Annotated in this window: 9 protein-coding genes; 2 read left to right on the top strand and 7 right to left on the bottom strand. The window is 61.4% G+C overall.

The genetic code is table 11. The features are described from left to right. Nucleotides 1-39: 39 nt before the first annotated feature. Together ACW73L_RS09930 and uvrA are read right to left on the bottom strand one after the other, a co-directional pair. Nucleotides 40-1,068 (bottom strand): hydrolase, encoded by a 1,029-nt coding sequence (locus ACW73L_RS09930; protein WP_498921754.1) that lies wholly within the window; start codon nt 1,066-1,068, stop codon nt 40-42. Then, nucleotides 1,058-3,946, bottom strand: coding sequence for an excinuclease ABC subunit UvrA (uvrA, locus tag ACW73L_RS09935; protein WP_498921755.1), 2,889 nt, complete (start codon nt 3,944-3,946; stop codon nt 1,058-1,060). Before uvrA ends, ACW73L_RS09930 begins: the two co-directional genes overlap by 11 nt. 101 nt (nt 3,947-4,047) lie before the next feature. On the opposite strand from uvrA, the gene ACW73L_RS09940 reads away from it, so the two are divergent. Together ACW73L_RS09940 and ssb are read left to right on the top strand one after the other, a co-directional pair. Then, entirely contained in the window at nt 4,048-5,415 is a 1,368-nt protein-coding gene (locus ACW73L_RS09940; RefSeq protein WP_498921756.1) for an MFS transporter, read from the top strand. Between the two features lie 118 nt (nt 5,416-5,533). Next, nucleotides 5,534-6,049, top strand: coding sequence for a single-stranded DNA-binding protein (gene ssb, locus ACW73L_RS09945; protein ID WP_498921757.1), 516 nt, complete (start codon nt 5,534-5,536; stop codon nt 6,047-6,049). Nucleotides 6,050-6,306: 257 nt separating this feature from the next. On the opposite strand, the gene ACW73L_RS09950 is transcribed toward ssb, so the two are convergent. The 5 genes from ACW73L_RS09950 to ACW73L_RS09970 form a co-directional block, all read right to left on the bottom strand. After that, entirely contained in the window at nt 6,307-8,064 is a 1,758-nt protein-coding gene (locus tag ACW73L_RS09950) for a cytochrome-c peroxidase (protein ID WP_498921758.1), read from the bottom strand. Between the two features lie 928 nt (nt 8,065-8,992). Next, nucleotides 8,993-11,062, bottom strand: a complete 2,070-nt coding sequence (locus ACW73L_RS09955) for a L,D-transpeptidase family protein (RefSeq protein WP_498921759.1) — start codon at nt 11,060-11,062, stop codon at nt 8,993-8,995. Between the two features lie 229 nt (nt 11,063-11,291). Continuing rightward, nucleotides 11,292-11,735: a DUF411 domain-containing protein gene (locus tag ACW73L_RS09960; protein ID WP_498921905.1), complete on the bottom strand. Its 444-nt coding sequence runs from the start codon at nt 11,733-11,735 to the stop codon at nt 11,292-11,294. Nucleotides 11,736-11,804: 69 nt separating this feature from the next. Next, on the bottom strand, nt 11,805-12,239 hold the full coding sequence (locus ACW73L_RS09965; protein ID WP_498921760.1) for a secondary thiamine-phosphate synthase enzyme YjbQ: 435 nt from the start codon (nt 12,237-12,239) through the stop codon (nt 11,805-11,807). 142 nt (nt 12,240-12,381) lie between these two features. Continuing rightward, on the bottom strand, nt 12,382-13,011 hold the full coding sequence (locus ACW73L_RS09970) for a retropepsin-like aspartic protease family protein (RefSeq protein WP_498921761.1): 630 nt from the start codon (nt 13,009-13,011) through the stop codon (nt 12,382-12,384). Nucleotides 13,012-13,404 lie beyond the last annotated feature (393 nt).

A 13,404-nucleotide genomic window follows, 5' to 3' on the forward strand; every position in this document is an offset into this window, starting at 1 on the left:
AATGGGAGCGCCTCGAGGGCGGAGCGCAGGGCGCATAGTTTAACGGTCGGGTCTCGCCGCCGCATGTCTGAGCGAGGCGAGCTGCTCGTCGAAAAAGTCCGGGATGCGGCCGTCAAGCCAATACCCGGCTTGGGCCGGTCCGTATCCTTCGACGAAGCCCACGTGCCCGCCCGCCCGCGTCACTTCGATCAGTACGGAGGCGGAGAGTTCGTCCGCTTCCGGCAACACGGCCGGGGTCATGAAGGGGTCATCCAGCGCCTGGATGACCAGGGTCGGAACACGAACCCCACGCAGGTACTGCCGCGCGCTTGAGCGTTCGTAGTAGTCCGCGGCATCACGGAAACCGTAGAGACCGGCCACGACCTGCTGGTCGTATTCCCAGAAAGAGCGGATGGCGCGCCAGTCGCCAAGCGCCTCGATGCTCCGGGCCTCATCCGCGCGCCCGATGCGTTTCAGGTGAGCGCGTTTCACCGACAAGTAGTCCTTCAATTCGCGCAGCAGGCGGTCGCGGTACAACCGGGAGGCACCTTGATCCATGCGCGTCGCGCAGAGGTCCAGTCGCAGGGGAACCGAGACGGCGACTGCGCCGAACATTGCCGCTTGATCGCCCCGCTCCCCCAACCATTTGAGCAACACGTTACCGCCCAGAGAGAAACCGACCGCACCAATGGGCGTGTCCCGCTCCCGCGAGCGGAGAATGCCGATTACGAAGTCGAGATCGGTGGTTTCACCCGAGTGATAGCAGCGGGCGGTGTCGTTCATGACACCGCTACACCCCCGAAAATTCATAGCGACCGTGCGAAACCCGCACTGCGCGAGCCGGAGTTGCAGGCCTCGTAAATAGCCTGATTCGGACGAGCCCGACAGGCCATGCAACAGTAGGATCAGGGGCCCTGTCCCGGTGCCGAACCAGTCCAGGTGCAGAAAATCGCCATCCGGCGTTACCAGCCGTTCGCGCTGCCGATCAAATGGTGGGATGCGCCGGAACAGCGCTGGCCAAATCGTCTGGCGGTGTGCTCCCTGCAGCCAGCGCGCCGGACGGAACGCCGGCGACCAATCAATCGGCATCGGCGCCGGCCATGACCGGGTGGGGGGCAGAGGCCCCGTTTACCGGGGAGGCGCGCTCGCGCATCAGCACCGGCAACAGAAAGCGCCCGGTATGGGACGAAGGATCATTCGCGATGTCCTCGGGCGTGCCCGCCGCAACGACGCGCCCTCCCCCGTCGCCCCCCTCGGGCCCGAGATCGATGATCCAGTCGGCGGTCTTGATGACATCGAGATTGTGCTCGATCACTACCACGGTGTTCCCGTGATTGCGCAACTGGTGCAACACCCGCAGGAGTTGTTGAATGTCGTGGAAATGCAGACCGGTGGTCGGCTCGTCCAGGATATACAGCGTCTTCCCTGTGTCGCGCTTCGACAGCTCACGCGCCAGCTTGACGCGCTGGGCTTCCCCCCCGGACAGCGTAACCGCGTTCTGCCCGAGGGTCACATAGGACAGGCCGACGTCGACGAGCGTCTGCAGCTTCCGCGACACGGTTGGGATCGCCGAGAAGAAGTGATTGGCCTCTTCCACCGTCATCGTCAGCACTTCATGGATGGTCTTGCCCCGATAGCGGATGTCCAGCGTCTCGCGGTTATAGCGCTGGCCTTTGCAGACGTCGCAATGGACGTAGACATCGGGCAGGAAATGCATTTCGACCTTGATCAGACCATCGCCAGCGCAGGACTCACAACGGCCGCCCTTGACGTTGAAGCTGAAACGGCCCGGCGAATAACCTCGTGCCCGCGACTCCGGCGTCGAGGCAAACAGTTCCCGGATCGGTGTGAACAGACCGGTATAAGTCGCCGGATTCGACCGCGGCGTGCGGCCGATCGGGCTCTGATCGATGTCCACGACCTTGTCGAACAACTCGAGGCCGTCGATGCCATCGCAAGGCGCCGGTGACACTGCGGCGCCGTTCAGCTCCCGCGCCACCCAACGATAGAGCGTGTCGTTAATCAGCGTCGACTTGCCGGAACCGGACACCCCGGTGACGCAGACCAGCAAGCCGGCCGGAATCTCCACGTCGATGCCATGCAGGTTATTGCCGCGGGCATTCCGGATACGCAGCCGTTGGTCGGTCTGCGCCGCGGCACGCCGCTCGGGCAGTTCGATACGCAGAGCGCCGGACATGTACTGGCCGGTCAGCGAATCGGGGTTCGCCATGATCTCGTGCGGGGTGCCGGAGGCGACGATGCGCCCCCCGTGCGCGCCGGCGCCCGGACCGATGTCGACGACGTGATCTGCGAGGCGGATCGCATCCTCGTCGTGTTCGACGACGATCACGGTGTTGCCGATGTCCCGCAGGCGGACCAGCGTGTCGAGCAAACGCGCATTGTCGCGCTGGTGGAGACCGATCGACGGCTCATCCAGCACATACATCACACCGACCAGGCCGGCTCCCACCTGACTCGCGAGGCGAATCCGCTGGGCTTCGCCACCGGACAGGGTCTCGGCGCTACGGTTCAGACTCAGGTAGTCCAGCCCCACGTTGACCAGAAACTGCAGCCGCGCACGAATTTCCTTGACGATCTTCGCCGCGACGTCCCCCCGTCGCCCGGTCAGCGTCAGGTCGTCGAAGAACGCGCTGGTCCGGCGAATCGGCCACTCGGTCACGGCGGGCAGCGTCGTATCGCCAATGAAGACATGGCGTGCCGCCCGATTCAACCGGGTGCCCTCGCATTCCGGACACGGGCGGCTCGAAAGGTATTTTGCCAGTTCTTCGCGCACCAGCACCGAGTCTGTTTCACGGTAACGGCGTTCCATATTCGGCAGGATACCTTCGAAGGGATGCCGATGAGTCAGGGTCTGGCCGCGCGCGCCCGGCACATGGAAGGCGATCACCTCGCCGCCGCTGCCATGCAGCACGACGTCCTTGATGGCGTCGGGAAGACTGCCGAAAGGCTGCTCCGGATCGAAGCCGTAATGCTCCCCGAGCGAACGCAGCATCTGGTAGTAATAGGCATTGCGCCGGTCCCAACCGCGCACCGCGCCGCCGGCCAGGCTGAGTTGCTCGTCATGCACGACGCGCTGCGGATCGAAGAACTGCATGACGCCGAGCCCGTCGCAGTGCGAGCAGGCGCCGTTCGGGTTGTTGAACGAGAAGATCCGCGGTTCCAGTTCACTCAGGGAATAGCCGCAGTGCGGGCAGGCGTATTTGTCCGAGTAGACGAGTTCAGTGACGGGCTCATCGAGCGCAACCGCCAGCGCGATGCCGTCGGCCAGCCGCAGCGCGGTTTCGAAGGATTCGGCGAGGCGCTGGGTCAGACCGGCGCGGACCTTGAAGCGATCGACGATGACTTCGATCGTATGCTTGCGCTTCAAATCCAGCTTCGGCGGATCGTCCAGTTCGAAGACTTCGCCGTCGATGCGGGCCCGGATGAAACCCTGACCCCGCAAGCCTTCCAACACCTGCGCATGCTCACCCTTACGTCCGGTCACCACCGGCGCCAGTAGCATCCAGCGGCTGTCCTCCGGCTGCGACAGCAGGTGATCAACCATCTGGCTGATCGTCTGGGCTTCGAGCGAGATGCCGTGCTCGGGACACCGGGGCGTGCCGACGCGCGCGAACAGCAGGCGGAGGTAGTCGTAGATCTCGGTGATCGTGCCGACCGTGGACCGGGGATTATGCGAGGTCGACTTCTGCTCGATGGAGATCGCCGGCGACAGCCCTTCGATGTGATCGACGTCGGGCTTCTCCATGATCGACAGAAACTGCCGGGCATAGGCGGACAGGGATTCCACGTAGCGCCGCTGTCCTTCGGCGTAGATCGTGTCGAAGGCGAGCGAGGATTTGCCGGAACCGGATAAACCCGTGATGACGATCAGCTTGTTGCGTGGAAGATCCAGATCGATGTTCTTCAGATTGTGAGTGCGTGCGCCGCGGATCTGAATCGTGTCCATGTCAAATTCAAGCTCGGAGGATAACCTGATACTATACGCAGACAACTGACTGCGAAGCAAAATTCCCGCGCGTGAAGGCCCAGCTCGAACTCGATTCCCCGATGACGCCGACCGAAATGCGCGCCAGCATCTCGCTGGCCGGCATCTACATGTGTCGCATGCTCGGCCTGTTCATGATTCTTCCGGTCTTCTCGATCTATGCGCGGGATCTGCCCGATTCGAGTCCCTTTCTGATCGGCCTCGCGATCAGCGCCTACGGACTCACGCAGGCCATCCTGCAAATCCCCTTTGGCCGCTGGTCCGATCGGTACGGACGTAAGCCGCTGATTACCATTGGCCTGCTACTGTTCGCGGCCGGCAGCGTACTGGCCGCGCTCAGCGACTCGATCTATGGCATCGTTGCCGGCCGAGCGCTGCAGGGCGCGGGAGCGGTGGCGGGCGTCGTGATGGCGCTGGCCGCGGACCTGACCCGGGAAGAGCACCGCACCAAGGCCATGGCGCTGATCGGCATCAGTATCGGTTTGTCGTTCGCGCTATCGATGGTGACGGGACCCGTGCTCTCGGGCTGGGTCGGCGTACCGGGTTTGTTCTGGATCATTGCGGGACTCGCCGGCCTGAGCCTGCTGTTGCTGTACACCGCGGTGCCGACACCGACGGTGTCGCGCTTCCACCGCGACACACAGGCGCAGTCCGATTACTTCGGCCGGGTTCTGTTCGACCCTGAACTGGTACGCCTCGATTTCGGTATCTTCGCGCTGCATCTGATCCTGACCGCGACCTTCATTGCGCTGCCGCTGATCCTGCGCGATCACGCCCAGTTGGAAACCAGCGAGCACTGGAAGATCTATCTGCCCGTGTTCGGCATCTCGTTGTTCGCGATGGTGCCGTTCATCATCCTAGCGGAAAAGAAGCGGCTGATGAAACCCGTGTTCGTCAGTTTCGTGGCACTGCTCGGCGCGGCGGAATTGGCCTTGTTCCTGACGAACGATCAGGCGCTCGTGATCGGCGCCGTGCTGGCGTTGTTCTTCACCGCCTTCAACCTGCTTGAAGCCACCCTTCCGTCGATGGTGTCCAAGGCCGCCCCTGCGGCAATGAAGGGCACCGCGATGGGCGTCTATTCCACCGCGCAGTTCCTCGGATCATTCGTCGGTGGCATCGGCGGCGGACTGATCTACGGACGCTTCGGCGCTGTATATGTATTCCTGGCGTGTGCGCTGATTGCGCTGCTGTGGGCGTTGCTGGCCTTGACGATGAAACCGCCGAAGCAGGTCAGCAGTCTCCTCGTCCGCGTCGGCAACATGCCGAACGGTGAAGCCTCACAACTGAGTCGGAAGCTGCTCGGCGTGCCCGGCGTCACCGAAGCCGTCGTGTTGAGCGATGACGGCGTCGCCTATCTGAAGGTCGAGCGCGACCGCCTCGATCGCGACATGCTGATCGACCTCTTACCTGTGCCGGCGCCCGAGGCCTGACGGCGCCCCCGAAAGTTCCTTTTTCCGTCCCCGAGCGCCGCCAAGCATCAAGGCCACCGATGGCCAACGCAGCGTCCAGGGACCCTTGAAACGCATACCAGCTGAGGAGAGAACGCTGATGGCCAGTCGCGGTGTCAACAAAGTCATACTGATCGGCAACCTGGGTGCAGACCCTGAAACCCGTTACATGCCGAGCGGGTCGGCGGTCACCAACTTGCGTATCGCCACCAGCGAGACCTGGCGAGACAAGGATTCCGGGCAGCAGCAGGAACGCACCGAATGGCACTCCGTAGCGATCTTCGGGAAGCTCGCGGAGATCGCCAGCCAATACCTTCGCAAGGGCGCCAAGGTCTACATCGAAGGCAGCTTGCGTACGCGCAAATGGCAGGACAAGACGACCGGCCAGGATCGCTACACGACCGAAATCGTCGCTAACGAAATGCAGATGCTGGACCGTGCCGGCGGAGGCGGCGGGATGGGTGTCGGAGAAGATTCAGGCGGCTCGTGGGGTGGTGGCGATGACCGCTACGGTGCCGCGGCGCCCCGCCAGCAAGCCCCGAGGCGTGCGAGCGCCCCGGCGACTGCACCACCCCCGATGGGTGGTGATGACTTCGATGATGATATTCCGTTTTGAGCTGAGCTATCGGTAAACCAATAGATTCCCTGGGACTCCCTCACCCCAGGTATCTCACGCTCGTTTTGAAGGTTTAAGGAGCATCACTGACGAGGTTCGGTAAGCTCTTTGCCACCTGCGGTCAACAGTCACCGATGAAGGAAAAATTAAGGAACTGACACGTTGAACGCCTTCGGCTAGATCAGAGCTGAGCCGAAGGCGCCCTACGTTGAGTAAAGCAGCGTTACTGTGAGTCTTCCGCCCCCCCCGCGTGTAATTTAGCGGCGACCCGGCTGATAGATCCCGGGCTTACGGACCGGTATCGTATCCGACAGGGTCTTCAGATACGAAACGATCGCCTTTTCGTCGCAGGAATTCAGATGCAGATCGCCGACCACCGCGCCGATCGCCACCCCATTTTTCTCCTCCGGCTCGGGCCAGCAGTTAGCCGCCTTTGCCTCTCTTTCCGTCATCGGCTGATTCCTTGGACCAGGCGGACAACGCTTAATGGCGCCACCTTCCCATATGGCAGCCGTACTGTTTGGATTGTCAGTTGAGGCTGGGTCATCGTCACATCGGTCGTTGTTGTCTATGTCCGGACACACCTCCCGGTAAACCAAGCTCGTGTTGTAAAAATGCACGATGCTCTCCAGACTCTTCCACCAACCGTTGTGCCCGTAAGCCTTCACAAACACTGTGCTTGGCCGCTTATCGACATTCCGCAGGGGAGGTGTTCGAACGTGCCCAAGGTCTCTTTCGATAAGCGTGTGTGCGAAGAGCCCCTGATCAGCGCCCGGATTGTTCGGAATCTCTCGATTCAAGGGGGCCCCGATGTTGTGGTAGAAGGGGTCTGCGTAAAATTGATCCACCGCCACCCCTGTTGGATCGGACGAAACGCCTGCCTCGTTATGAGAGTCATGACAAGCTACACAATTCCCCGCTTTGGGTTCTACAGTGACTCTCGTGGGTTCGCATGGCGATGGAGTCCCCACTGGAAATGGCCCAACAGGTGGAAAGAACGTTCTGTAAAAGAGATCGTGTCCCCAATTCTCCATGTCGTTAAAGTCGCGCACCGGAAACTGATGATCCGGATCACTCCTCAGGGCTTTGTCCCTACGGGAGCTAAACTGGTTGACCTCTTTCGATGCCTGGTAGGCGGCGAGCGCGACACCGATACGCTTATAGCTTCGAACAAGAGCAGTCACATCCACCGTCTTGGCGGGGTTGTTTTTGTCTGTGTAGGAATGAACGACAGCCTCGGTGCATGAAATAGGCTCGCCCCAAGCAATCTCAAATAGTTCGGCATACCTAGCCCTCTGCACGTGCTCACAAACCGCTTTCTGATCGGTATTTTGCTCCTTCGGATTCAGGAAGGGATTCAGGGCCTGTTCAGCGACCGGACCTAGAAAGCGTTTTATATCAGGGTCCTCCGTACCACTGATGAACACATCATCCGGCGTGATGGTGGCGGTCCCGCCGCGCTGCCTACCTTGTTCGTCCGCATCATACTTGTAGAGCGGTTCAGTATTCCCATCCACACCTGCACCCTCTGCTCGGCCGTTCCAAAACACGCCCCCGCACCCTTCAGGAACGAACGCTGGTCCACCACAGTCCTTTTGGAATACGGGGACACCTTTGAATTCAAGCCGCGTCGTGCCGTCGTAGTCGACTAGGTCGGTTCCACCGGCCGCATAAGCTGAACTCGGAGGTTTAAGACTGCCGATCGCATCGAACCGTTTAAAACGACCACGAAAACTCGCAAAAACGTGAAACGCGGCCCCGGGGTTTGCCACGATAGACGAGTTAACTCGGGAATTTGGGCCCGTCCAGCCGGTACTTGGATCATGACAGCTGGCACAGGCCTGCCTTCCTCTTGGTCGCGAGATAGGATCAAAAAACACTCTTTTTCCAAGTTCCTCCAGTGCCCTGACATCCGCGGCCTGCGCCTCCCCAACCGAAATAGCAAGGACGGCGCCGAGCCCGACCGGCCCCAGCGCCATGGCACTCGCCACGCGTCGAACTAATATACTTTTCACCGTATTCTCTCCCCACTCAAAGAAGGCACTGATACAAGGGTGCGCACTGTGCGGCACCACCTCGCAAAAGGTCACTTCATTAGAAAGTCCGGCCCATCGACAACATGGCTTTCACTGAAAACTCAAAGTCCAATTATTATTGGTTTCCAGCTTGCCAGCATGACAGCTCATCGCCGCTCTCGATATTCCTTCAAAACCTAATGACGCGATAATAACGTTTCACATGCAATCCCATTACATGAGTCACCGCGCAGCACGACAACTCGCACCTCCGTTTGCGATTACATTAGGCGATAAGGCGCGTTTTCTGAGCAATGCGTACGATTTCCTATAGCCAAATAGGAAAATACGACGGACCACCTTGCTCGTCCTGACACAAAATAGGTAGCGCTTTAGAGGTTTAATCCTTAGGGAATACCACCATTACATGCCATTCAATCTAGAGAGGTGGCCTAATCATTACGGGGCAGTTATTTGGCGGCCCGTGCACCACGCATGGTGGAACCTCAGGCAAGCGTAAGAGGCGATCTAATCGTAATCGCGTCGAAGTTCGCGATGCTCCCGATGCCCATGGGCAGCGATGCGGTACCGGTATACGGGATATCGATTGCGGCCGAGCGGGCATGACATGCATCCTGCCAATGGCCCGTAAGCTGACGATAGGGCTTAATGTCGTAGTGATTTCGTTCCGACTCGAGGAGGTGCCCGCGATTCGCCAGATGACGGGCGGATGCGGGCGCGAATGGGACGACACGAAGCCCAGCGTCGCGGAAAACGGTGCAGACCCTCCACGTCGGTGCAAAGAGTGCGCCGGGATCATCCGATCCCGTGTCCGCGGATTCCAGGAGTCGTTAGCGATCCAGAGTTCGGAGGGCGCGCAGCGCCATCTTATGGGTCCGCCTGCTTTGCGGCACCGCTCGGGACTTCGTCAGGGATTGCCCGGCTCGATGAAGTGGATCGGGTCGGCGCTGTTGCCGGGGGCGTAGATCACTGGAGGATACTCCAGCGGAACCAGATTCAGCGGATCACGCTCGGCTTCCGCCTCTTTTCGTCTTTTCTCTTTCTCATCTTCCTGTTCGGAAGAAGCGTCGCTATCCGTGGTCGTCGGCTCCGCCTCCGGCCACGTCCGGGCATCGTAAGGATCCGGTCCCGGTGTGGACTGGCGGGCGTCATCCGTCGTGTAACCTGTCTCCGGTGCCGCCGGCGGCGGCGACGATCCCACGGGATCGACGGGTTCCTCTGCTGCCGCCGGGGCGGCCCGGTCGGCAGGCGGGGCCTCGGTCCAGATGGGCTCATCGGTGACGGGCGCCGTTGGCTCACCGACTGGACGCGCTTCCTCGGTCGGAGTCGCGACTGCCGATGGTGCGGAAAGACCGCTCGTACCGTATGAGCCGTCTTCGGCTGCCGCATCGCTCTTACTGGGACCGTTATCGATGGACTCGCGCCATGCCGGCTCTTCCTTCATCGCAGCGCCAGCATTTCCGTCAGACTTCGGAACCGAACGCTCCGCGCTATTGCCCGCGGACTGAGGCGCGGGAGCGCTCTTCATCGCCGCCGGAAGCGCTTGGCCGGCGACCTGTTCGTCCGGGGCCAGGATGCGTGGTTCCAGTTCGAGGTCGGCCCGGATGCGATGGGCCGCGAGTTTCGCTGCCTTGGAATCCGGGAAGGGACCCGCGATGACCTGATAGCGTTCTCCCACCTCAACCGGCTTGGCCGGTATCGGCGGCCCTTGATGCATCAGGACGGCCGTGACGCGGCGGGCGGTAATCTCGCTGGCGGTGTCGGTAGCCAACACATGCCAACCCTCGCCCTCCTGACTCGGCAGCTCCGGCTTGCCGTAAAGCACCTGAGGATGCGCGACACGCACCGCGGATGCGATGAACGCTTCAGGCGCCGGCGATCCCTGCGAAATCGGAATGGGTATACCGCGCGCCTCCCGCAGCACCTGCTTGACGCGGTCCCAGTCGAGCGGATGGCTCTTACTGTCTTGTACGGCGCGGAGGTCGGCCTCGACAGCGGCCCTTAGCGGCCCTGGGTTCAGTTCCTCGTGCGGCGGGTAGGCCTGAAGATAAAGCACGTCGCCACGCCATCCATACAGGTAGGGTTGGTTGACAATCTGCACCGGATCCCGGAGGGCCGAGGCACCGAACAGCGGCTCGATGTTCTCGGGATACATGCGAATGCAGCCATTACTGGCCCGCAGTCCGACGCTGAAGGGCTTGTTCGTCCCATGGATCAGGTAACTCGGCCGGGTGAGGTACATCGCATAGGCACCAAGCGGATTGTCCGGCCCCGGCGGCACCATCGCGGGCAGTGGATCGCCACGCTTCGCATGATCGGCAAGGATGTTCTTCGTCGGATACCAGGCGGGATTCTTGGTCTTCCGCGCGATCGCCATGGTACCAGTGGGGGTCGACTTGCCTTCACGTCCGATGCCCACGGGATAGGTCGTGACTTGGGTCGCCCCGTCGCTCGATTTGAACCGGAACAGGCGCATCGCGGCGAGATTGATCACGATGCCGCGCCGCGCTGCCCGAGGTAGCACGAACAGTTGCGGGATCAATACCTCGCTGTTCGCGGCCGGAACCCACGGGTCGATATCCGGATTGGCCTGGGCCATTTCCTCGTAACCCAGGCCGAAGTGGCGCGCGACGTCGGAGAGGGTCTCGTTGGGGCCGATCGGCATGCTCAGCAGGGTGCCGACGACCGACTGGTTCTCGGCCACCGTGAAGGTGTGCCGCTCGAACTCGTCGGCCGAACGCCGACGCACCGCAGCCGCTGCCGTAGCCTCGGAGGAGTCGCCGGTCGGCTGCTCGACGATCGTGACATTGCGAACTGTTGAGGGCCGGGTCGCGCAGGACGGGCCAACGAGGACCATCGCAACCAGCAGCGCCAGTCGGCATCGAGCAGTATGGGCCGGTGCGGACAGGGCAAACACCGGCGCACCGGGCGTGCCGACGGGGGCCGCGCCGCACTCGGAAACCGTTAGTTGCTTCATCAATTTTTGGGCAATGTCAGTTTGGATTGGCGAAGGAGTATGCATCATTACGACGACGCGGAAATTCCGAGGCTTCAAGTCGCCATAGGTGTTGGGATGCTGAGATCCCGCGCATCAAGCAACGCGGGCGCCGTGACGCTACCTGGCCAAAACGCGCCCAGGTCCCGAAAGCATTTACGATGGAGCGGGTTCCGCGAACCGCAACCCCAAGGAAAGTGGTCTAGCGAGATCAATACGAGCGGTATTCTGAAAATACGGTTGTGCGGCCGTCCTTTGTAAAGCCCAGGACACTGAGCGGGTCTTTACGGGCACCCATCTCCATACCCGGTGTCCCCACGGGCATGCCGGGAACGGCCAGACCATCCAGTTTCGGCTTGCTCTTCAGTAGTCGCTTAATGTCCCCCGCCGGCACATGACCTTCGATCAGATAAGCGCCTACGACTGCGGTGTGGCAGGATTTCAGCTTCTCCGGTAAACCCAGGCGCTGCTTCACCGCGTCCATGTCGTCATCCTTGATATCCTTGACCACGAATCCGTGGCGTTTGACATGCTCGATCCATTTGCCGCAGCAGCCGCAGCTCGGACTCCGGTAGACGGTGATTTCAACCGGGGCAGACAGTGCCTCGGTCGGCGCATCCCACGCCCCTCCCTCAGCGGCGACCACGGAGAACACGGCGAACAAGGACAGTCCAACGGCTGTCGACAAGCTTCTCAAAATAGCGGCCATATGCACCCTCTTCCTTCAACGCGCCCGCTGGGGCTGCCCATGTACTGTTGCTACCACTGTTCGTGCGCCGCCGTCGTCCCGATGCTCTCCCAAGTAAATGCCCTGCCATGTGCCGAGCAGAAGTCGGCCCGAGCCAATCGGCACCATCACGCTCGTGCCGATCAAACCGCACTTGATATGCGCTGGCATATCGTCCGCGCCTTCCAAGGTGTGGCGAAAGAAGGAAGCACCATCGGGAACGACGCGACTGAGGTATTCCTCCAAATCGTGTCGCACCGTTGGGTCCGCATTTTCGTTGATCGACAGCGAAGCCGAGGTATGTTGGATGAAGTAGCTCGCAATCCCGATTTCGATCTGCCTGACTTCAGGCAGAGCCTCCCACAACTCTTCCGTAACAAGGTGGAAGCCGCGCGCCCGCGGCCTTAACCGGATCGTCTTCTGCAGCCACATTCCCGCATCACTCACGCACGCCTCAATGCGCCATTATTGCTCCGAAGCCTTTTCGGCACCAGCCGACTGGGGACAACACAACAAATCCGGTTCCGCCCAGCTCGAGCGCGACCATAGCCGTTCCGCGCTGACGCGGGCGCGATCACCGACCCTCGATGCACTTGAGCGCTTCGCTATTGAGAACATTCGAGGGCCCCATGCAGTCGCGAACCGAGCGCCGAATCACCAGTTCCGGCGTCTCAGGCGAGAGCCGTGGCGCCACGACCTTCGCCTCGTCCGCGTGCTGCCGGCTTAGAATGAGTTGTCCCCCTGTCTGGGTGAACCGGACATCCTTGAGCGCACTCATGCCCAGCAACACAACATCGTTCGGTGCGTAGGGATTCAACGCCGCCGCAACGTCCTGGAAATGAAACGGCCCCACATCCAATGACCCCACCCGAGTCTCGTAATTACCGACGACGCCGCCGGCCGTAGCGACCTTGACATATCGCCCGCGCTGCAGATCCAGCCGCCAGCGCAGACGTTCGGGTATCGAAATCCAAGTCGCACCTGTATCGAGCAGAAACAGCACACTTTCGCCATTGATTGTCCCCTTGACGTAATAGCTACCGCTGTCGTCAGCGTCCAGGATCAACTGCGTAGTCTGTTCGACGGTTTCCTTGCGCTCGACGGGCTGCCCACCGCGCGATTCCTGGCGTGGTGCCGCATCGACATCCCCCCGGGCCGGACTCCCATCTCCGGTATGCAGATCGCGAAATTCCGTCGTACTCATCGGACCCGACTCCGTGGCGGACGTGTCCGCTGCCCGGAGGTCCGTAGGCTGTGGCAGTGTCTCGGGCTGTTCCTTCGCGACGGCCGTCGGGGTAGTCGGCCGGCCTTCATCCCGACCCTGCCAAGCTATGGCGGCAATGCCCAGCAAGAAGATCCACACGACCAAACGCCATCTTGCCCTTTTCGGCGTCATCGCGGCCGTCGCCCGCGGCGGACTCGTGCGGCGCCGCAATGAGGTGTCCGCGCCCCGCATCCACCCAGGGCGCTCGAGTCGTTTCGGTGGTGGTTTGCCTATGGGCATAGGGCTGGGACCCGATCGCGGGACCCACGGCAGGGCCGCCGCAGGCTTTCCGCCCCTTGAACAAACGCACCGAGAAAGCGAAAAACAGGGCTA

This window comes from Methylolobus aquaticus (assembly GCF_054172105.1).